16 protein-coding genes and 3 tRNA genes are annotated in these 21699 nt (G+C 54.9%); 16 read left to right on the top strand and 3 right to left on the bottom strand.

Annotation, left to right across the window (positions count from 1 at the left end; translation table 11 throughout):
• Both Q0711_RS07235 and Q0711_RS07230 read left to right on the top strand, forming a co-directional pair.
• On the top strand, positions 1 to 1380 hold a 1380-nt coding region (locus Q0711_RS07235; RefSeq protein ID WP_299042161.1), incomplete at its 5' end, for an NADPH-dependent assimilatory sulfite reductase hemoprotein subunit.
• Positions 1381 to 1416: 36 nt separating this feature from the next.
• A tRNA-Cys gene (locus Q0711_RS07230) sits at positions 1417 to 1488 on the top strand.
• A gap of 3 nt (positions 1489 to 1491) precedes the next feature.
• On the opposite strand, the gene Q0711_RS07225 is transcribed toward Q0711_RS07230, so the two are convergent.
• Positions 1492 to 2523 carry an alpha/beta fold hydrolase gene (locus tag Q0711_RS07225; protein ID WP_298613003.1) on the bottom strand — a complete coding sequence of 344 codons (1032 nt, stop codon included), beginning with the start codon at positions 2521 to 2523 and terminating at the stop codon, positions 1492 to 1494.
• 87 nt (positions 2524 to 2610) lie between these two features.
• On the opposite strand from Q0711_RS07225, the gene Q0711_RS07220 reads away from it, so the two are divergent.
• The 10 genes from Q0711_RS07220 to Q0711_RS07175 all read left to right on the top strand — a co-directional run bounded on the left by Q0711_RS07220 (position 2611) and on the right by Q0711_RS07175 (position 18870).
• On the top strand, positions 2611 to 3444 hold the full coding sequence (locus Q0711_RS07220) for a hypothetical protein (RefSeq protein ID WP_298613000.1): 834 nt from the start codon (positions 2611 to 2613) through the stop codon (positions 3442 to 3444).
• A 13-nt stretch (positions 3445 to 3457) separates the two neighbouring features.
• On the top strand, positions 3458 to 4000 hold the full coding sequence (locus tag Q0711_RS07215; protein WP_299042112.1) for a TIGR04376 family protein: 543 nt from the start codon (positions 3458 to 3460) through the stop codon (positions 3998 to 4000).
• Positions 4001 to 4048: 48 nt separating this feature from the next.
• Complete coding sequence (aroA, locus tag Q0711_RS07210) at positions 4049 to 5371, top strand: 3-phosphoshikimate 1-carboxyvinyltransferase (protein WP_299042110.1); 1323 nt, start codon at positions 4049 to 4051, stop codon at positions 5369 to 5371.
• A gap of 319 nt (positions 5372 to 5690) precedes the next feature.
• Positions 5691 to 6323 carry a MerR family transcriptional regulator gene (locus tag Q0711_RS07205; protein WP_298612992.1) on the top strand — a complete coding sequence of 211 codons (633 nt, stop codon included), beginning with the start codon at positions 5691 to 5693 and terminating at the stop codon, positions 6321 to 6323.
• Between the two features lie 57 nt (positions 6324 to 6380).
• The gene (locus tag Q0711_RS07200; protein ID WP_298612989.1) at positions 6381 to 7571 is read left to right on the top strand and encodes a response regulator; all 1191 of its coding nucleotides are present in this window, start codon (positions 6381 to 6383) and stop codon (positions 7569 to 7571) included.
• Positions 7572 to 7657: 86 nt separating this feature from the next.
• Positions 7658 to 8023: a response regulator gene (locus Q0711_RS07195; RefSeq protein WP_298612985.1), complete on the top strand. Its 366-nt coding sequence runs from the start codon at positions 7658 to 7660 to the stop codon at positions 8021 to 8023.
• Between the two features lie 3 nt (positions 8024 to 8026).
• Positions 8027 to 8557 carry a chemotaxis protein CheW gene (locus tag Q0711_RS07190; RefSeq protein ID WP_298612983.1) on the top strand — a complete coding sequence of 177 codons (531 nt, stop codon included), beginning with the start codon at positions 8027 to 8029 and terminating at the stop codon, positions 8555 to 8557.
• A 198-nt stretch (positions 8558 to 8755) separates the two neighbouring features.
• Entirely contained in the window at positions 8756 to 11929 is a 3174-nt protein-coding gene (locus Q0711_RS07185) for a methyl-accepting chemotaxis protein (protein WP_299042105.1), read from the top strand.
• Positions 11930 to 11947: 18 nt separating this feature from the next.
• Positions 11948 to 16204 (top strand): response regulator, encoded by a 4257-nt coding sequence (locus tag Q0711_RS07180; RefSeq protein ID WP_299042102.1) that lies wholly within the window; start codon positions 11948 to 11950, stop codon positions 16202 to 16204.
• Positions 16201 to 18870, top strand: coding sequence for a DEAD/DEAH box helicase (locus Q0711_RS07175; protein WP_298612974.1), 2670 nt, complete (start codon positions 16201 to 16203; stop codon positions 18868 to 18870). Before Q0711_RS07180 ends, Q0711_RS07175 begins: the two co-directional genes overlap by 4 nt.
• 18 nt (positions 18871 to 18888) lie before the next feature.
• On the opposite strand, the gene Q0711_RS07170 is transcribed toward Q0711_RS07175, so the two are convergent.
• Positions 18889 to 18961, bottom strand: a tRNA-Met gene (locus tag Q0711_RS07170).
• 120 nt (positions 18962 to 19081) lie between these two features.
• On the opposite strand from Q0711_RS07170, the gene Q0711_RS07165 reads away from it, so the two are divergent.
• From Q0711_RS07165 to Q0711_RS07150, 4 genes are all read left to right on the top strand, one after another.
• The gene (locus tag Q0711_RS07165) at positions 19082 to 19456 is read left to right on the top strand and encodes a DUF4346 domain-containing protein (protein WP_298616248.1); all 375 of its coding nucleotides are present in this window, start codon (positions 19082 to 19084) and stop codon (positions 19454 to 19456) included.
• Positions 19428 to 19946, top strand: coding sequence for a cytochrome C (locus Q0711_RS07160; protein WP_299042098.1), 519 nt, complete (start codon positions 19428 to 19430; stop codon positions 19944 to 19946). The genes Q0711_RS07165 and Q0711_RS07160 overlap by 29 nt, the downstream gene beginning before the upstream one ends.
• 83 nt (positions 19947 to 20029) lie before the next feature.
• The gene (locus tag Q0711_RS07155) at positions 20030 to 20767 is read left to right on the top strand and encodes a TIGR03943 family protein (protein ID WP_298616242.1); all 738 of its coding nucleotides are present in this window, start codon (positions 20030 to 20032) and stop codon (positions 20765 to 20767) included.
• Positions 20768 to 20771: 4 nt separating this feature from the next.
• Entirely contained in the window at positions 20772 to 21470 is a 699-nt protein-coding gene (locus Q0711_RS07150; RefSeq protein WP_298616239.1) for an OB-fold-containig protein, read from the top strand.
• Between the two features lie 16 nt (positions 21471 to 21486).
• Here the strand turns inward: Q0711_RS07150 and Q0711_RS07145 are convergent.
• Positions 21487 to 21559: transfer RNA gene (locus tag Q0711_RS07145), tRNA-Val, on the bottom strand.
• Between the last annotated feature and the right edge of the window lie 140 nt (positions 21560 to 21699).

Raw genomic sequence — 21699 nt, 5'->3', positions numbered from 1 at the left:
GGTGCCTACTACGAGATTTGGCTGGATGGTGAAAAGGTCATCTCCGCCGAAGAGCACCCCGATGTCAAGGCGGCACGCCAGCGCAATACCAACGGCACGATCTTTCCCCACAACGAAGAGCCAATCTACGGCGATCGCTATATGCCGCGCAAGTTTAAGTGCTGTGTCACGGTGCCGGGGGATAATTCCGTCGATCTGTTTTCCCAAGATTTGACGCTGGTGGTGATTACCGATGAGCAAGGGAATCTGGAGGGCTTTAATATCTATGCCGGCGGTGGCTTGGGGCGCACCCACAATAAGGAAGAAACCTTTGCCCGCCTGGCGGATGAAATTGGCTTTGTGCAAGCGGCAGATGTCTATGAAGCGGTGAAGGCAATCGTGGCCACCCAGCGAGACTATGGCGATCGCTACAATCGGCGCCATGCGCGGCTGAAATACCTGATTCACGACTGGGGGGTTGAAAAATTCAAAGCGAAGGTCGAAGAATACTTCGGCAAGCCCCTTGAACCCTTTCGTCCGCTGCCGCCGTGGCGATATAAGGACTTTTTGGGCTGGCACCCCCAAGGGGATGGCAAATTCTTCTATGGCCTTTCCATTGCCAATGGCCGCATCCTTGATCGGGGCAACTTCAAACTCAAGTCGGCTCTTAGGAAAATTGTGGAGGAGTTTCAGCTCCCCCTGCGGGTGACGCCCCACCAAAATCTGCTCCTGTGCGAGGTCTCTCCCGATCAGCGGGAGGCAATTCAGCACATCCTTGAAGAGCATGGGGTTCGGGATGTCACTGCCCTTGATCCCCTTGAGCGCTATAGCATGGCCTGCCCAGCACTGCCCACCTGTGGCTTGGCCATCACGGAGTCGGAACGGGCGATACCGGGGGTACTGGAGCGGATTCGCCGCCTCATGAATCGCTTGGGACTACAGAATGAGCATTTTGTGATTCGCATGACGGGGTGCCCCAACGGCTGTGCTCGCCCCTACTTGGCAGAGCTGGGCTTTGTGGGGATTGTGCCGGACACCTATCAAGTCTGGTTGGGGGGCAGTCCCGATCAAACGCGCTTGGCGGAGGTCTATATGGAGCGCTTGCCCCTTGCTGAGCTGGAGACGGCCTTGGAACCGTTGTTGGTCTTTTATCGCGATCGCCACCAGCCGGGGGAATCCTTTGGGGACTTTTGCCATCGGGTCGGCATTCCCGCCCTGCGGCAGTTTGCTGCAAATTACGTTCCCTCCTCTGCCCCAAAGCGCTATCGTGTAGATGTGCGGGCGGATCAATATCAACAACTCAAGGCATTGGCAGCAGCCAAGGGCCTGTCTCTGGCGGCGCTGACCCGTGAAGCCATTCAGCGTTACCTTGAGCAAGCGCGCTCAACCAACCAAGAGTAGGATGCCTATCGGCTATAATGAGAAGTTGGGAAATGGGGCGGCATAGCCAAGTGGTAAGGCAGAGGTCTGCAAAACCTTTATTCCCCGGTTCGAATCCGGGTGCCGCCTTCGTTAAATTGACCTGGGGGTTTCGGTCTGCTGCTCTAGCCAATCCAAGAGCCGATGGATCCCCCAGCAGTAATCCGGATCGCCCCAGAGGCGTTGGCACCGGCGATCGCTGGTAAAGCCCACATGGCCGCCCTGTTCGGTCATCAGCAGGGTGAGGTTAGGGTTGCTTTCAGCAATGGTGAGCAGTTCGGGCACAAGACTGGGAGCAAACAGGGGATCATCAGCAGCATAGAGGATCCAGATGGGTATGGTTAGCTGCGGCAGCAGGGGCAAAGGACTACTGGCAGCGTAATAGTCGGACACGCTGGCAAAACCAAGGCGGTCAATGACTAGGGCGGCATCAAAACCCGCAATGGTGTCAATCTTGGCAATGGTTTTGAGATCAAACATTTGAGGATGAAGGCGATGGAGGTGGCGGGCCAACTGTTGTAGTTGACGGCTGATGGCGCGTTCAAATTGGCGTCCCCAAAAGGTGGTGCCGAGATGGGCAAGGGAACGGTTAGAGTCAAGGTTGGGACAAATCACAGCAGCGCCCCCAATGGCTTTTGCGCCTTGCTGCTGGGCATACCATGCCCCCCAAAGGGCTAACTGCCCCCCCAAGGAATAGCCGACCAACCAATAGGGAGGAGTATAGCCGAGGGCTTGACACTGCTGCGCGATCGCCACAAAGTCTTGTCCTTCCCAAAGGCCATCACTGGTCAAGACCGGAGAAAGTTCAGCACTGCGGCCATGGGCACGCCAATCAAAGAGCACCACCTCAAAGCCGCGGGCGATCGCCCAATGGGCAAGGGTGTGCAAGTACCATTGATTCCGAAGATCACCAGTAATGCCATAGGTGGCAATGATTGTTCCGCGTGCTTGGGGAAGCCGATACCCCTCACCGTACAAAGGCACGCCCTCCGCCCCATGGAAAACATGGCTGGTTTGCGGTTGCCAAGGGTAGAGGCATCCCCAGCGTTGGACATAGGCAGTAAAGACTGTATGGATCACGCCAGAGTGCAGCGGCAGTGGTGGCCGGTAGGACAGAGAATGCATAGACTTGAGTTAGCCGGCGTAGGGAGGAGGGTGGGTAAAGGTGGGCAACTGTGGAGATATTTTGGCAATCATTGTGAGGCATTGGCGATGAGTGAGGATCCGCAAAGGCTCGACCCCTACACCCTAGAAACCTGTTTGACGGATGCCCAAGCTAATCGCGTGCTGGATGAGGTTTTTGCTGCAATGGAGGCTGAGCTGAAGGAGCCAGAGCCTCTGTCAGCCGTTTTAGAAAACGACTCTGCCCTCCCTGTCCCCTTTGAAGCAACGACTCCGCCGCCACGAACCCCAGAGGAACGTTCCCGCTGGCTACACTGTCCAGAGCCGCGACAGGCGTTTGCTTGGGGCGATCGCTTTCTCATGGGAGTAGGCATTGCTTCTTTTGTTTTAGGAGTTGGCCTCTGGATTCACCTGAATCGCCAACCGGTTGCAGTTGCCCCGGAGGCTGTGGTTGCCACAGCCCCTAGCCCCGCTGATGTTGCCTTTGCTGAGTATCTGCAAAACTCCCTGCAACTCCTAAGCCAACAGGCTGCCACGCCAACCCCTTCACCCCCTGCCATCGCCAGCAATTCTGTCTCCACCCCAACAGTTGAGCGCATCTACGTTCCCGTTTACCAAGCTCCCCCAGCACCAACGGTGCCGCTGCCCAATTTACCCACGGTAACAGCCCCTACGCCGACAGCAACGCCGGCGACGCCGCCACCCTCCCCTCCTCCCGCGCCTCCCCAACATACCTTGGTGGGCATCCTCGAACTGGGCGATCGCTCGGTGGCTCTCTTTCAAAGCAATGGTCAAACCCTACGTTTAGGCATCGGCGATACAATTGGCAGCGAGGGCTGGCAACTGGTGCAAATTCAAAACCAGCGAGCCGTGCTGCGCCGTCAAGGGGAAGTGCGCTCTCTCACCGTTGGCCAAAGCTTTTAGAAAAGGGGCAAGCATGAGCTTTTTTCGAGATTTGAATGCATTCCTAGAGCAGAAGCTGGAGGACTTTATTCGTGCCAATCCGCAGTTGGAACTCAATCTGTTACTCCTTGAGCTTGAGGATCAAGAACGGGAAACCCAAGAGCGACTACTGCGGTTACAACAGGAAGTCAATACCTGTGAGCAGCAAATTCTCAGTCTGGTTTCTGAAATTCGCCGTTGGCGCGATCGCATCCAAACGGCCATAGCGGCTCAACGCCCTGACCTTGTGGAATTGGCACGGCAACGGGAGGCGGAATTGCGTCAACGCGGCGAGCAATTGTGGACGCAGCGCCTCAATGCCCTCAATCAAATTCCCGTTACCCAGCAGCTTCTGCAAAAGATTCGCGATCGCCGTCAGGAAGTGATGAACCGCGTTCCCACCGCCAGTGCGCCTCCCCCGTCACCCCCACCACCCCCGCCCATGGGCAGTGACCTCACGGATCCCATTGAAGCCGAGTTTCGCCGCTTGGAATTGCAAACTGCCCTAGAAGAACTCAAACGCTCAATGGGGCTATAGGACAAAAGACGTGGGACAATCGAGAACGCGGTTTTATCCACATGTCCCATGGCGGTTATTGAGATTACATCCAACGACACTTGGCAAATTCAGGCCGATGGCCATCCCCTGCGGGGCCGCCTGCAAGTACCGGGCGATAAATCTATTTCCCACCGTGCCCTGATGTTAGGAGCCATGGCGGAGGGCACAACCTATATCGAAGGCCTGCTCGTGGGTGAAGATACCTGTAGTACCGCTGCTTGTTTCCGTGCTCTGGGTGCTGAGATTTCGCCTCTTAATCCCACAGCAGTCACGGTTCAAGGCTTGGGAATGGGTCATCTCCAAGAACCTGCGGATGTACTGAATGCCGGTAATTCTGGTACGACAATGCGGTTGTTGTTGGGGGTATTGGCGGCGCAAACAGGTCGCTTTTTTGCAATCACCGGGGATGCCTCATTGCGATCGCGCCCCATGGCACGGGTCGTCACGCCCCTGTTGCAGATGGGTGCTCAGATTTGGGGGCGTCAACACCACAGCCGTGCCCCCTTGGCGGTTTTGGGACAGCCCTTAGAGCCAATCACCTACTACAGTCCCATTGCCTCGGCGCAGGTGAAATCGGCGCTGTTGCTGGCCGCTCTCCACACGGAGGGCACCACCATTATTCGCGAACCCCATCGCTCGCGGGATCACAGTGAACGTATGCTGCAGGCCTTTGGTGCCTGTGTGGCGGTGGATGAGGCCACCTGTACGGTGAGTCTTGAAGGGCCTGCAGTCTTAAAGGGTCAGAAGGTCATTGTCCCCGGTGACATTAGTTCAGCCGCCTTTTGGTTGGTCGCAGCCTCCATTACCCCTGATTCAGAACTGGTGCTGACCAATGTGGGCGTCAACCCCACCCGCACAGGCATTCTCGATGTGCTTAGGGCAATGGGAGCCGAGATTACCCTTGAAAATGAGCGGCTAGTTACAGGAGAACCGGTGGCAGATCTGCGGGTGCGCTCGGCGACGCTCAAGGGAACCCGTATTGGCGGTGAATTAATTCCTCGTTTGATTGATGAGATCCCCATTTTGGCCGTGGCTGCTGCCTTTGCCGAGGGCGTCACCGAAATTCGCGATGCCGCGGAACTGCGGGTCAAGGAGAGCGATCGCCTGAAAGCAGTGGCCACAGAATTGCAAAAAATGGGTGCTAAGGTCACTGAACTCAGGGATGGCCTGGATATTCAGGGGGGCGTGCCCCTCCAAGGAACCCACTTAGAAACCTACGGCGATCATCGCATGGCCATGAGCTTGGCGATCGCCGCCCTCAATGCCCAAGGAACAAGTTACATTCACAACGCCAGTGCAGCGGCTGTCTCCTATCCGGAATTTGTTACAACCCTGCAACAAATAGCTTGACAACGGAAAAATCTCAGTAATTTTTGGGAACACCTTACTCAACACCCAACGCCGTATGGTAGCATCAAATAAATTGTTTTGGTGTAACGATGCACCACAAAGGTGCGTTGAATTCTTGATACTCTCGTACTGGCTACGTTTTCACCTTCCTTGATAACTGCAGGAGAAAATTGAACCCAAGATGATACAGAACAAAAAAATACGGTAATATAGTTTCACTGTTGTTCTAGGTGTACCCTTGGGTTTGACCTAGCACGGGAAAATTTCTCTCTGCTCCATCCCTCTGTTCTTCGTTCAAAAAAGGTTGTGTTTATTCATTATGGCAACAATTCAAGATTTTATCCACGTTCAGGATCAATGGTCATTAGATGAGTTAGTGGAAATTGCCAACGAACTCTTGCCTCAGCACCTTCCCCAAGAAGATTCAAAAAATCGCGTGTTGGAGGAAGTGAACCCGCGTCTAGTCCGCCATTACACCTCCTGCAAACTAATCGATCGCCCCACCCGCATTGGCCGTGAAGGGCGCTACGGCTATCGCCACCTTGTGCAATTGCTCGTGGTACGGCGACTGTTGATGGAGGGCTATACCGCAGGTGCCATTTACAAGCTGGTGTATCGCATGAGTACCCCAGAACTGCGGGCGCTCCTTGAGCAGGGGGTACATCTTCAGTTAAACCCACCGCCAATCAACCCAGCCTTAGCCTTTTTGCAGCAGGTGCAAGATCGCTCCGAGCATCGCTATGGGGACACGCGCCTCAGTACCGGTGCCAGCCGCCGCGAGATAACATCTTCGAGCCATTCAACGCAACCAGAGTCTTGGAAACGTATTGAGGTAGTGCCCGGCTTTGAGGTACACATCCGCGATGACTTTAACTTTCCCCAGATTAATCGAGATCAAGAAGCCCTCGTCAAGCAACTGGTGCAGTTGCTCTCTACCTATACTCAGCGCTAGCTTAGTCTAGATTTCCCGTGTCGTGCTCAGCTGGCTGGCGATCGCTATAATAGCGCCATGGAAGGATGCCTCAACGATACGGATATTTATACGCTGTGCCAAACCCTTGCCCTTGGTCAGCGCACGGGGGAGCTGTACCTCGAAGATGATGACGGTCATACGTGGCTTCTTTTTTTGAGCCACGGTCACTTGGTTTATATTGCCGATCGCCACAGCCACAGTTTAGAGCGATTGCAGGATCTCCTTTATGGGCAGGGCATTCCTTGGCCGAGTCCCGATAGCCTCATCGAAAGCCAAGCCGGTGCCAGTTGGGTGGAATATGAATGCCTCTGGTGGCTCCTCGACCACTGCAAGCTCAGTCAGATCCATAGCGTGTGGCGTGCTCTCCTGCGGGAAAGTCTCTTTGACGTGGTTAGTCTCAATCGCGCTTGGTTCAAATTTTATAGTGCCAGTCCCCTCACCCCCCAGTGGCACAATCTCTCTTTGACAGCGCTGCTCAATGACAGCCTGAGTCAGCTGCGGGAATGGAAAAAACTGCACCCAGAGTTGCGTTCCCTCGATCAGGTTCTCGAACTGACGGATATTAAACCCACAGGCAACGATCCAGCGGATCAATGGTTTCGTCAACTTGAACCCTTTGTGCGCGAACCGATCACGCTGCGCCGTCTGAGTCGGCAACTGGGACGAGATGGGGTGACGGTGGGCAAACTCCTGCTGCCCTATCTCCATCAAGGGTACTTACAAGTGAGTTCTTGGGGAACCAATGGCCACACCCGCACATTTCCGCCTCTTTCTTGGCGGCGATCGCCCCGAGTCGTGTGCGTGGATGATGCTGCCACCGTCCGTCAAGTCGTTGAATCCACGCTTCAAGCAGCCGGTTATGAAGCTACGGCGATCGCCCACCCCTTGACCGCCTTGAGTCTGATTTTTCAACTCAACCCTGACCTCATTTTCCTCGACATTGCCATGCCCGAATTGGATGGCTACGAATTCTGTACCCTGCTGCGACACACCCCTCGCTTCCGTTATACGCCGATTATTATGCTGACTAGCCTCGTCGGTTGGAGCGATCGCCTGCGAGCCAAAGTGGCCGGTGCCACGGATTACCTCAGCAAGCCCTTTTCAACTCAAGAATTGTTAACAATTACGCATCACTATATTGGTACAGCCCCACCTGTGACCTCCTTAACAGACGAGTGCTTTGGCGACGTGCTAGAACTAAAATCAAGCCTTGAAACTCCCCGTTAACCGCCGCAGGTTGGCTGTCATCAGCCTGTGAGACTCCCAGGCTTTTAGAATATAAAGCAAACCCTTGATTCTACCTGTAACTTCCTATGAGCAAAGTCTTAGTTGTTGAAGACAGTCCACCCCAGCGGGAAATGATTAGCGAATTGCTGGCAAAAACAGGCTTTGAAGTAACAGTTGCCACCGATGGTGTGGAGGCAATGGAACAATTGCAGCAGAGCACGCCAGACGTGGTTGTCCTCGACATTGTTATGCCCCGCATGAATGGGTATGAAGTCTGTCGCCAAATTAAGGCTGACCCCCGCACCCAATCAATTCCTGTGGTTATCTGTACCTCCAAAGGCGAGGAGTTTGATCGCTATTGGGGCATGAAACAGGGCGCTGACGCGTACATTACCAAGCCCTTTGACCCCAAAGAACTCGTTGGCACCATCAAGCAACTCTTGCGAGGTTAAAAAATGTTTAGTAGCTCAGACCTACTCGCAACCAATGCCCCCATTGAAAGTGGCAATATCAATGACCTCAAAACCCCAGAGGGAGATTTACATATCCTCTTTACGATCCCCGGCGGTGATCTCCTAGCGCTGCCGGCAATTGGTGTGCGGGAAGTTGTTGCCGTCAGTCCTGATCGCATTACCCCAGTGCCCAATACCTCCAATCTGCTACTGGGGATTTTGAATCTGCGGGGGCAGGTGATTTGGGTAGCGGATACCGGTAAGTTTCTTGGGGATGACACCCCCTTGAACACCGATCGCTCTGAGCTATCCATTATTGCCCTTGAGGATGAGGAGTTAATGGTGGGGCTAGCGGTTCATCAAGTTCGAGGCATGGAGTGGCTCAACAATGACACTATTAAGCCCGCTACTCATGTCAGCGATCAAATGGCTCCCTTTGTACGGGGCGAATGGGTTTTTGATGCGGAGCAGCAGGGGATTGTTAAGCTCTTAGAACCCCTCGCCATTTTACGCAGTGCTCGTTGGGGACTCTAAACTAGAAGAAGCAAAATCTCAATGGACACTCGCAGCCAAGTGTCACCATGGAACCTATTAACACCAGTCACTTTAGGAAAATTAACACCCCCGTGATATCTTTCCCAAAGATTGGCGCATACTTTGTAAGTAAAGCTTCCTCGATTGAGTCCTTACAATTATCTGCCCCTTGTCATTGTCCATTCTGGGAGTAAGCCCATGGCATCCAGCAGCACCCAACACAGCCAAGAATATCAAAAAGCGGTTGCCGCTTATGTGCAAGGCAACTACGAAGAAGCAGCCAAAATCACTGATCAGTTGGTGGGTACCCGACCGGGCGATCCCAACCTACGGCTTTTGCGGGGGCACATTTACTGCTGCCAACAACGCTACAGCGAAGCTCAAGAGCAGTACCATGCGGTTCTCAATGCCACCACCGACCCAGAATTGATTAATCTGGCCAACGAGAGCCTCGCCAAGATTAAAGATTTCATACCTGCTGCTGAACCGAGTAACCATGGGAGCGAAGAACACCACACCACGCTGCAAGGAGAACATACCCAACTCCAAAGCGACAATACCTTTTTGCAGACGACCCCATCCCCTGGGGAATCCCAAGCTGTAAACCCCCTAGAGACATTCAGTCTTGAGCACTTTGATGACTTTGGCAGCGATTTGGGGACAAGCAACCCCTTTGACAATCTTGAGGTTGGTAGCGTTGAAGAAGAATTCGGCGTCAGTTTAGAACAGAGTACCTTTAACCCCTTCGACGAAGAGGCGGCAGTTCAAGATCCCTTTGCCTTTTCGACCAATGCTTTGGAGAATCCGGTTTCAGAAGCGGCAGACATTCCAGAAATTCCCATTGGTGAATCGGTGCAACCCCCAGGCACTGAAGCCATTGGGGATGAGGAGATCACGCTGCTTATGGGAAGTTCTCCTCTGACCCCCTCTGAACCGCCCAGCCCCAATCCTATTTTTGAGGGTGAGACCCCAGAACCTACTGCGGCTCCTGCTCAGCAAATGACACCCCCCTTCCCAGAAACATTTGATGATCCCTTTGCCGCTGCAATGGCGATGCCTGAAGAGGGTCTCTTTGCGGAATCCGCAGAAGCGCATGTTTCTGAAGAGAGCCTTTTTCCAGGTCTTGAGGAATCCTCAGCGGCAAACATTTCTACAGAAAGTCTCTTTGGCGATATTGAGGTATCCCCAACAGCCAGCACTTCTGAAGAGAATCGCTTTCCAAAGCCGACCGAATCCGCTGAGACCAACGTTCCTGAAGTCTCTACCTCTGCTGCCGGCATCAGTGATTTGCTGAGCAATGAGACGGCAGAGGCCATTGAGGTGTTGCCGCAGCCAGAATTCAGTTCTTCTGGGACTACCGAGGAGGAAGACGATCTCTTTGGTGACTTTTCAGCTTCCCTTGAAGCTTTTGAAGCCCCAGACATTGCCGCTGAACCCCTGTCTCCGGAGACCTTTGACGATGAGCCAACGATCGCCATGTCTGAGTTTCCCGGACGTGAAACCGTTGCCGAAGACCCGAGGGCACCGGAGGCACCAGCGATCTCGCAAGGGGAAGTTAGCTCGGGTGGGGCTGAACCCTTGGAATCCATTGCCGACTTTAACCTAGAGGATCTCTCCTTTGGTAATGCTGATCTCTCCGGTGCGGGCTTTGAGGATGAAATGACCATTGCCAATCCCCAAGTGCAGGGAATGGGTGCTGTTGGATCAGAAGCCACAGGGATGACCGATGCTGGCACCGAGACCTTTGCGGTTTTACCGGATGAATTTGATCTCAGCCAGCAAAGTCTTGAGAACTTGGCTGATTTTAGCGTCGATTTGAGCCAAAGTACCGCCGGCCGCGCTGAACCCGCAGTCCCTCCAAAAAGTCACGATCTCTCGGCCTTTACCGAGCAAGTGCCCGTTGCAGCACCGCTGGCTTCTCCGCCAACACCTTCCCAGAATTTTAGTTCTGTGGCTGAAACTGTTCCAGCAACTGCCACAGCCACAAGTTCCTTTGGCCAACAAAACATCACGTCGGCAGTAACCACCGGTGTGCTTTCCGCCTTAGCTGCGGGTGCCGTCAGTTTAGGCTTTAGCGCCCCTAGCCCTGCGCCTTTATTCAGTGGTGTTGCGGCGGGTCTCACCGCTGGGGCAGCGGTCTATGCCATGGGGCAGCGTAGCGTCAGCCGCATCAAGCGCCTCTGTACGGATTTGCAGGCACAGTGTAATGCCGTGATTGGCGGTGATATGACGGTGCGGGTGCCGGTCACCAGTAACGATGAACTGGGACTGTTGGCACAAAGCTTTAACCAAATGGCGGATGCCATCCAGCAAATTACCCTTGATGCTCAAAAAAAAGCAGAGGAAATTGAACGGCAGCGCGATGATTTGCAGCGCCAAGTGATCCGACTCCTCGATGATGTGGAGGGTGCCGCCCGAGGTGACCTGACTGTACAAGCTGAAGTAACAGCGGACGTGCTCGGAGCGGTGGCAGACTCGTTTAACCTGACGATTCACAACCTACGCACGATTGTGCAACAGGTAAAAATTGCCGCCCAGCAGGTGAGTCGTGGTGCTGCCGAAAATGAAGCCTTTGCCCGTAGTCTCTCAGCAGACGCCCTGCGGCAAGCGGAGGAGCTGGCGGTCACCCTGAACTCAGTGCAAATGATGACCAATGCAATTCAGCGGGTGGCCGAAAGTGCTCAAGAAGCCAATGAGGTGGCACGCAATGCCTCGGAAACAGCCCTCCGTGGCGGTGAAGCGGTGGAACGCACGGTGGCGGGTATTTTGCAGATTCGCGAAACGGTGGCAGAGACCACCCGCAAGGTGAAGCGTCTAGCGGAATCTTCCCAAGAGATTGCCAAGATTGTCGGTGTGATCTCGTCGATCGCCAACCGCACGAACCTGCTGGCGCTGAACGCCAGTATTGAAGCCGCACGAGCTGGGGAAGCCGGTCGGGGTTTTGCCGTGGTGGCCGATGAGGTGCGCCAACTGGCCGATCGCTCTGCAAAGGCCTCGAAGGAAATTGAGCAGATTGTGCTGCAAATTCAAAGTGAAACCGGTGCAGTGATGACGGCAATGGAAGAGGGCACCCAACAGGTCATTGAGGGAACCAAGCGAGCCGAACAGGCGAAGCATGCCCTTGAGGACATCATCCAAGTATCGTCGCAAATTGATACCCTTGTGCGCTCGATTACCAATGCCACGGTCGAACAAACAGAATCGGCGCGAGCCATGGCTCAAGTGATGCAATCCATTGAGTTGACAGCCCAGGCCACTTCTCAGGAGGCACAGCGGGTGTCCGAGTCATTGCAAGGGCTAGTGAGTGTGGCACGCAACTTACAGGCATCGGTGGAACGGTTCCGCGTTGAAAATACTGAAGATCAAGCCTAAGCAATCCGGGAGGGGGCTATGCAAAGCGATCAACAAAAGCGCATTCTCGGCTACTTCATTGAGGAGGCGCAGGAACACCTGGCTACCATTGAAGACAGTTTGATGAATCTCCAGCAGGTAGTCAATGACCCCGAGGCGATAAGTGAAATGTTTCGGGCAGCCCACTCCGTCAAAGGGGGAGCGGCAATGCTCGGGCTTCACAGCATTCAGCACACCGCCCACAAGCTGGAGGATTACTTCAAAATCCTGCGGGAACACCCCGTAACGGTGGATGAGACCCTAGAGCAACTGTTTCTACAAGCCTTTGATGCGCTGCGGGAACTCCTCGATGAATTGCAAAGTCCCTTTGGTTTGACCGAGGAGACGGCAACGGCAACGCTGAATCGGGTGGAGCCAGTCTTTAATCAGCTGCAAGCCCACTTAAGCCACCTGACCCAAGGAGCAGAGGCGGCGCCGCCTGTGACTACTCCTTCTCCCCCTGTGGCGGAACCCGTTAAGCCGCCGGTACAACCTGTTGCCGATTCAAGCTACCGCCTAGTCTTTCAAACGGAGGTGCCCGATCGCCTGCGGGCAATGTTGCAACTGTTTAAGCAGCCGGATTCCCCCCAAGTTCGGCAACAATTGGCGGCGGCCTGTTCTAATTTGGGTCAATTGGGGGAAACCTTTGGGCTGCCCCAGTGGGTTGAATTGCTGGCGATCGCTCAACAGGCAGTGAGTAACACTGCTCAGCCCCTCACGGCATTAGCACCGGTGGTGATTAAAGAAATCATGGCAGCCCGCGACTTGGTGCTCAATGGTCAAGGCAGTGATATTCGCCCCAGCGATAGTTTAGTGGCGCTTCAGCCGCCTGTGATTGAGGAAGCGCCGGCCGTTGTTCCAGAAGCGCCAGAACCTGCGGTCTTAGAATCTGCTCCTGTCACCCTTGAGGAACCACCGCAACCTCCTGAAATGGTCTCTGAGATTGCTCCGCCAGAGGTGAGTGCGCCTGAAGAGGAGGTTTCTGAGCCAATGGCGCCAATGACCAGTGATGGCGATGGGGTCACTGTTTTTGGGGAGGAGAGCGAGACTGATTTCCAAGAATTGAGTGACATTTTTAGTGATACAACGGCACTGCCAACGGACTGGCTGGAGAACACCCTGGAGGAGGATTTGGCCAGTTTAGATGTGGGGGATGAAGCGACCTTTGATGAGGAGATTTCCGACTTTTTGACCATGACCCCTGCTGAGGGGTCGCCTGAGGCAGAACCCAGCCTTGAGGCCATCCTGGATGAAATTGAGGAACTCTCTGGTGAACTGGTCTCTGCAGAGGAAGAGGAAGCATCCCGCAATGATCTCACGCCGCCAGCGATCGCCGAAAGTATGGCTGAGGCTCTGGAGGCGCCCTTGACACCTAACGATTCTGCGGCGGAGAGTGCAGCCGCAGAATTCTCTGAACTCGGTCTGGAGGCATTCCTTGAACAATTCACGGAGGAAGCTCCCTCAGAGATGGCAGCCTCTGAGGAGGCAGTTGCTTCCCTAGAAGACTTTTTGGGTGAGATGGAAACCACTGAGGCTCCCAATCTGCTTCCCCTAGAAGAGGAGTTTGAGATCCCTGCTTTGAGTGATGTCGCTGAGGATGTGGCTGAGTTTCTCGAAGAGGTGCCGGGTCTCAACGAGGTCCTAGAAAACTTGGTCGTGGATAATGCGGCGGAAGAACCCCGCGCAGAGTTTATTACCCCGCCAAGCACCGATGATCCATGGTCAGAAACGCCATCTGCCTTGGAAGCGCCGGCGATCGCTGAGCCGAGTCTTCCTGAGTTCACAGCGGCTGCTGAACCTGAAGTACCAACGGAGGAGGTTGAACCCTCTACTGAGGCTGCCAGCATGGCGGAGCTAGAATCCCTCTTGGGAGAGTCTGTCTCCGCAGCGGAGGCTGCGAGTGTTGTTGACTCTGAATCACTGGTCGAGGAATCGATCCTCTCCCCTGAAGCTGCGAGCATGGCCGAACTTGAAGCATTGGTGAATGATGCCGCTGTGCCTGCCAGCTCCGAAAGCGTCCTCGAGGAATTGGAGGAGTTGATTAATCAAAGTACAACCACACCAGAGACCACCCCATTCAACGAATTAGATCAGCTTTTAGAGACGGCAACGCCACCTACGCCGGCCTTTGAGGATCTAGAGCAACTCTTGGGTCAAACCACACCTGCGGCACCCACTCCGCCGCCGGCAACAGCAGCCCCCTCTACCGCCGATGATAGTTTTGCCGATTTAGAGAAATTAATTCCCCAACCCGCAGGCAGTAGTGCGCAGGCAGCCACCCCTCGTCGAACGGGGGCAGCGGCAAAAGGCGGCTCCTTGGTGGAACAAACCATGCGCGTACCAGTGCGCCACCTCGATACCCTGAGTAACCTCGTTGGGGAGTTGGTGGTTAACCGCAATAGCCTTGAAGACACCCAAGAACGCCTGCGGCAGTTTCTCGATAACTTGCTCTACCAAGTCCAACAACTGGGAGAAGTCAGCCAGCAAATTCAAGACCTCTACGAGCGATCGCTCCTTGAGAGTTCACTGCTGGGGGTAACGACGGCACGGGCAGCCAATGGTCAAGGGGAACGGGCAACCCACGCCACGGGGGTTGAGTTTGACGCCTTGGAAATGGATCGCTTTACCGGCTTCCACACCCTTTCCCAAGAAGTGATTGAGCGGATCGTGCGGGTGCGGGAGGCAGCGGATGACATCCAGTACGTAATTGATGAAGTGGAGCAGGTGGCACGACAGTTTCGTCAAGTCACCGCCCAAGTCCAAGAGGGTCTAAGCAGCCTACGAATGGTGCCCTTCCGTGAAATGTCTTCCCGCTTGCCGAGCGCTGTGCGCCGCGTTGCCGGTACCATGGGCAAACAGGTGGAACTGAAGATTGAGGGAGAAGACACGCTCATTGACAAGGGCATCCTCGAAAAGCTCTTTGACCCCATGACCCACCTCATCAATAATGCCGTCTATCATGGCATCGAACTGCCCGAAGAGCGGCGGCGATTGGGCAAGCCGGAAAAAGGCCTGATTCGCGTGCGCGCCTTCTACCAGGGCAGTCAAGCAATTATCTCCGTCAGTGACGATGGAGCGGGGATTGACCCCGAGCGGGTAAAGCGCAAAGCAATCGAGAAGGGTCTCTTGAAGGAGGCTGATGCCCCTAGCCTGTCACGCCAAGAGGTATATGCATTCCTCTTCCAGTCGGGATTTAGCACCAAAGATCAAGCGGATGCCCTTGCCGGTCGCGGTGTTGGTCTGGACGTGGTGCGCAAAAATCTTGAGGACATTCGCGGCACGATTAACATTGACTCCACGGTGGGCAAGGGGACTACGTTTACCATCCGCTTGCCGCTGACCCTGAGTATTACCAAAGCCCTCTGCTGCATTGATAACCACTGCCGCATTGCCTTCCCCATTGACGGTGTGGAGGATATGCTGGATATTCCCCAAGAACGCATCCAAACCCTAGAAGATGGTCAGGGCGTCCTCTCATGGAACGATCGCCTGTTGCCTGTGCGTAAACTCGGGGATTTGCTCAAGTACAGCCGCAACCTCAGCCGCAGCAATGTCTATGGTGGTAGTACTCAGGATGATGGCATGGTCTCGATTGTTGTGCTGCGCAGTGGCGATGATCTTGTGGCCATGGCGGTGGATCAGGTCATCGGCGAGCAGGAAATCGTCATCAAACAATTGTCAGGTCCTGTACCAAAGCCGTTGGGTGTAGCTGGAGTAACCGTTCAAGGGGATGGCCGCGCCATGGTGATCGCTGACGTGCTGGAAATTATCGCTCTCTCCTTGGGACGTATGGACCGCGACTGGCGTGGGTTTGGCTACACCATGGAGGTCACCGAGCCAGAGGAAGCCTCTGAACCCTTGGTGCTGATCGTGGATGACTCGATTACGGTGCGGGAGTTGCTCTCAATGACCTTTACACGGGCAGGCTACCGCGTCGAGCAAGCACGGGATGGTCAAGATGCCTGGGAAAAACTGCGCTCTGGCTTGCCCTGTGATTTAATTTTTTGTGACATTGAAATGCCGCGCATGGATGGTCTGGAACTGCTCTCACGGATTCAGAAGGATCCGAAACTCAACCATCTGCCGATCGCGATGCTGACCTCCCGGGGCGCCGATCGCCACCGCAAGATGGCAGCACAACTAGGGGCACGGGGCTACTTTACGAAGCCCTACCTAGAGGAGCAATTACTGGATGCCGCTGCACGGCTCCTCAGGGGTGAAATCCTTGTGCAGCAGGAGCCGACACCGACCCCATGAGTGAGCGATCGCCAGCCCTAGCCGACTTCCTTGCCCAACTCCCCTTTGAACTGGATGCCTTTCAAGAAGCAGCGATCGCTGCCCTTGAGGCCGGTCGCTCTGTGGTGGTCTGTGCTCCTACGGGGTCAGGTAAAACCCTCATTGGCGAGTATGCGATTTACCGTGCCCTGACGCGGCAGCAGCGGGTTTTTTACACCACCCCTTTGAAGGCGCTTTCAAACCAGAAGTGGCGTGACTTTCAGCAGCAGTTTGGCGCGGAGCAGGTCGGTCTGTTGACCGGGGATGTCTCGATTAACCGGGATGCCCCAATTCTGGTGATGACGACGGAAATTTTCCGCAATATGCTCTACGGTACTCCCATTGGTGAAGTGGGTACCTCCCTTGCGGGGGTGGAAGTGGTGGTGCTCGATGAATGCCACTACATGAACGATCGCCAGCGGGGCACCGTTTGGGAAGAATCAATTATCTACTGCCCCAAGGAAATTCAACTGGTGGCTCTCTCCGCCACAATTGCCAACGGCGAGCAACTCACCGACTGGATTCAATCTGTCCATGGGGAGGCTGAACTCATCTACTCCGACTGGCGACCGATTCCCCTGCACTTTTACTTTTGCAACGGCAAGGGACTCTTTCCCCTCTTGGATGGTCAGCGCAAACGGCTCAACCCCAAGCTCCACGGTCAGACTGAACTGCGGCGACGCGGCGGCAAGCGAGACTTTTTGAGCATCCGCTATGTGGTGAGCCAACTGCAACAGCGGGAGATGTTGCCGGCCATTTACTTTATCTTTAGCCGCCGGGGCTGTGACCAAGCGGTTCAAGAGGTCTTGGGCATGAATCTGCTTACCAACGCTGAACAGCAGGCACTGGCAGAGCGGGTTGACGCCTTTTTGGCACAGCATCAGGACATTGTTGCCCCCGAAATGATTGCCCCCCTCTACCAAGGGATTGCTGCTCACCATGCGGGGGTGCTGCCCGTTGTGAAAACCCTTGTGGAAACCCTCTTTCAAGAAGGTCTGATCAAACTCGTTTTTGCCACGGAAACGCTGGCCGCAGGGATCAATATGCCCGCGCGCACCACTGTGATTTCTACGCTTTCAAAGCGGACTGATAGCGGTCATCGGCTCCTGACAGCCTCGGAATTTCTGCAAATGGCAGGACGCGCCGGCCGGCGGGGCATGGATACCGTGGGTCATGTGGTTACCTTGCAAACCCCCTTTGAGGGCGCCCATGAGGCGGCGTTTTTGGCCACCGCCGCTCCAGATCCCCTGATGAGCCAATTTACCCCCAGCTATGGCATGGTCTTGAACCTGCTACAGCGTCACACTCTCGAAGAAGCCCGGGAACTGGTAGAGCGCAGTTTTGGTCAATACTTAGCCACATTGCAACTAACCCCGCAGCGGCGGGCGATCGCCGAACTGGAAACGGAATTACAAACCGTGCAACAACGCCTTAGCGGCATTGATCGCCGGCAACTGGCGCAGTATCAAAAGCTGCGGGAACGGCTGCGGCAGGATCAACGGCTTCTGAAAATCCTTGAACAGCAGGCGGAGCAGGACCGTGCCCAAGAACTCCTCCCTTTTATGATGGCAGTGCCGCCGGGGACATGGCTTCATATCAAATCCCCACTTCGGGATCATTCCCCCTTAGCCGCCGTCCTTTGTCAACCCGTTGCCGGCTCTGGACAGTTGCCCCACTGGCTGTGCCTTGGGGCCGATGGTCGTTTTCGGGTAGTTGGCATTGATGACATTTTAGGTGTCTATCCCGATCGCCCCCCCTGTGGTCAGCTCCCTCCCCCCCCGGAGGGAATGCAACTGCGCCGAGGGGAAAGTTATCTCTGCAACGAAGCCAACCACTACTTTGGCACCCTCCCTGATCTCCCGCCCGTCTTACCTGCGCCGGCAGTGGCTGCCCAAGCCGCTAAAATTGCCGACCTCGAAGCGAAACTCAGCCAACTGCAAGCAAGTCTGCCGCAAAATGTGCATTCGCTGCTGCGCCTCGTGCGTCGCGAAGAACGGCTGCAAACAGAACTGCGCGATCGCCGGCAGAAGCTCCATCAACAGTCCCAACGCCACTGGGAGCAATTTCTTGCCCTGATTGCTGCCCTCCAAGAGTTTGGTGGCCTGAATGATCTCACCCCCACCCCCCTTGGGGAAATGGCCGCTGCCCTGCGCGGCGAAAATGAACTTTGGTTGGCCCTAGCTTTGGCCTCAGGGGAACTGGATGACTTGCCTCCCCATTTGTTGGCGGCGGCGATCGCGGCTCTGGTCACCGAAACCCCCCGCTCTGATAGTTGGTGCAACTACCCCATTCCCAGTGAAGTGGAAGAACGCCTTGCTGCCCTCAGTCCCATTCGCCGTCGGCTCTTTCAAGTACAGCGCCGCCATCGCATTATCTTTCCCTTGTGGTACGAGTGGGATCTCATCGGCCTAGTGGAGCAGTGGGCCTTGGGCACGCCATGGCATGAATTGTGCGCTGCAACCAATCTCGATGCGGGAGATATTGTGCGATTGCTGCGGCGCACCCTCGATTTTCTTGCCCAGATTCCCCATGCGCCCCACACCAGCCCCCAATTGCGCCAAAGTGCCCAACAGGCACGCTATCTCCTCGATCGCTTCCCCGTGAATGACTTGCTGGAGGGAGTGGAACTAGAGGCGGCAACCGTATAATCTTAGTCCTTAAGGAAGTGGCTCAGGCGGGATTCGAACCTGCGACCTTGGGCTTATGAGTCCCCTGCTCTAACCACTGAGCTACTGAGCCGAAATTTTTGGGCAATCCCCATTATAACGCGAATGTCCAAAAACTCAAGGGTCTGGCCAGCAAATTCCAGTCGAGTTCACCGTACAATAAAGAGTGCATCGGTTAGAGGAAAGATAGGCATTGAGCAAAGCAGAACGCACGGCTCTTGACAACAAGCTATCACAGCGATTTATTCATCTTGACCCAGCAGGGTATTTCATTATCTACATTGACCCTGAGCAGGAGTTGATCTGGATGAAACACTATCCCAATGATATTAATGAGAAGGGCTTAGCGGTGGATCCCGATACCGGCGACCCCATTCCCACCAGAGGGAAAGTAACGCGGGAACCCGATCTCGTCCTCAGCGGTCGAACAGCAAAGGAGTTGTGTATTGAACTTTTTGAAAAGGATCGCCAATTAGTGACGATGTTCGATCATGCGGCCTATCTCGGTCGTGAATTGATGCGGGCACAGTTTTGTTTGGATGAAGGGCTTGAGTATATCCAAGATTAGACAACACTGGCGCTGGGGGGTAGGGGCGGTTTCTTTAATGCTCTGTGCCCTGGTGGGGACAGCCTTAGCAGCGATCGCCACCCCAGACTTTAGCGGCACTGTTGATGTTTTGCCCTTGAATGCCCAAGTGGGGGCACAACTCTATCTGCAGCGCTGTGGCAGTTGTCATCTGGCATTGCCCCCGGAAACATTGCCCACCCAGGCATGGCAGGTGCTCATCCAAGATACCAATCACTACGGTGCGACCCTCGAACCCATTTCCCGCGCTGAGCTGGTTCCGCTGTGGAACTATCTGCGCAGCTATTCTCGCCCTCTGCCTAACGATGCTCAAATTCCCTTTCGTGTCGGGCGATCGCCCTTCTTTCGCATCCTGCATCCCCGTGTTGAGGTACCTCGACCCGTTACCCTCGATGGCTGTGCTCAGTGTCATCCCAAGGCCACCCTCTTTAATTTTCGTGAGCTAAGCCCGCAGTGGCAGGATTCCCCCTAGAATGTTTAGGGATGGCGAATTTTCACCGCCCCATGTTTTCCGGCTCCTTCAATCGTTATTCCCCGCGTGACCAACACAGAAGGGTGCGCCGTCGCCGGCTCCAGCAGGAGGGGTGGACAGTTGTTTCACTTCTCCTTTGGGGAATTTTGTTTCTTCAATATTGGTTGCAGGGGCGACTGGGGTTACTGATTCACCCCAACTACTTTGGACTGGCGATCGCCACTGGTTTTCTTTTAGTTGCTGTGAGTGGTTGGCAAGGGTGGCGGCTGTGGCGGGGGCAAGGGACGCTTGTACAGCATGTTGCCCTCTTACCGGCCCGTTGGGCGCTCAGTGTTCTAATTTTTGCAGCAGTGGTGGGGTTGGTGATTCCGCCCCGTCCTTTCAAGAGTGCCACCGCGATTCATCGCGGTCTTGAGGATGGCTTAACCGTGACGCGCAATAGTCCGGTGGCCTTTCGCCTCAATCAACGGCCTGAGGAGCGCTCGCTTATTGACTGGATTCGCACCCTTGATGTCTATCCCGAACCCGATGCCTACAGGGGATTACCGGCTCGCATTGAGGGATTTGCTGTCCACAGTCCTCAACTGCCGGAAACCTATCTTACCTTGACCCGCTTTGTCATTACCTGCTGTGCAGCCGATGCCTACCCCGTCGGCTTGCCGGTGAAATTGGGGCGATCGCGCCAAGCCTATCCCCAAGATCACTGGTTTCGCGTAGAAGGTCGGATGGCCACAGAAACCCTCAACGACCGCCGCCAATTGGTACTAGTGGCTGAGACGATAACGCCGATTCCTGAACCTGAAAATCCCTTCATGTACTAAGGCAATGCTCTTTCACTTGATTCACACTCCCTACTGGATTGTCTTGGGTATGGGGGTTTTGCTCTTTTTGACCGTGATCTTTGGCGATGTGGGCGATGAAGAGGTTGAGTTAGAGGGGGATACCGATCCCTTGGAAGTAGAAGTCGATCTGGAGGGAGGCATCTCATTTCTGACGATTTTGCATTGGCTGGGGGTGGGGAGAGCACCGCTCATTCTTCTGCTCGCCTTGGACTTTAGCCTGTTAGGCATACTGGGCTGGTTCTTTAATGTCCTCTTTTACACCCTCAGTGGCAGTTGGCCGGGGGTGATGTGGTCTGGGGGGATTGCGATCGCCGCACTGCTGTTGGCACTGATAACTGGGGGTCTGTGTTCGCGGCCTTTGGGACAGATTTTTGCGCAGTTTAGCGAAGACACCAGTCGCGATCGCCTCCTAGGTTGCAGTGGCCATGTCAGCTCTGCCCATATTCCCCGCAGTGGTACCGGTATTGGTCAAGTAAGTGTTTTGGATGCCAATCGCAATCGCTTGATTCTGCCCGCCGTTCTGCCCGCTTGGGCAACGATCACCCCGCAGCACGGTCAGGAAATTTTAATTATTGATCGTCAGGAGAATGAGTATGTTGTCGTGGCCAAAGATAGCTTGGACGAAGCCACATGGTTACGCCAGCAGCGGCAATCTCAGATCAACGAGGGCGAAGACGCCTGAGGTATTGATTTTGCCATGGGCGGTGAGGGACTCGAACCCCCGACAGCCTCGGTGTAAACGAGATACTCTACCAACTGAGTTAACCGCCCGGACTTTAGATTACTTATCATAGCAAAGCCCAGTCCTTTTCTAAAATAGGAGAGAGGCCATACAGCAAAAAGTTCCTCTCAACATTTGCCCTCTGCTGACAGCTAGAGTCAGGGACGCAGTCAAAACACCTGTAAACAAT

The sequence above is a fragment of the uncultured Thermosynechococcus sp. genome (genome assembly GCF_937958135.1).
GTDB lineage: Bacteria > Cyanobacteriota > Cyanobacteriia > Thermosynechococcales > Thermosynechococcaceae > Thermosynechococcus.
This window is presented reverse-complemented; position numbering and strand designations above follow the sequence as displayed.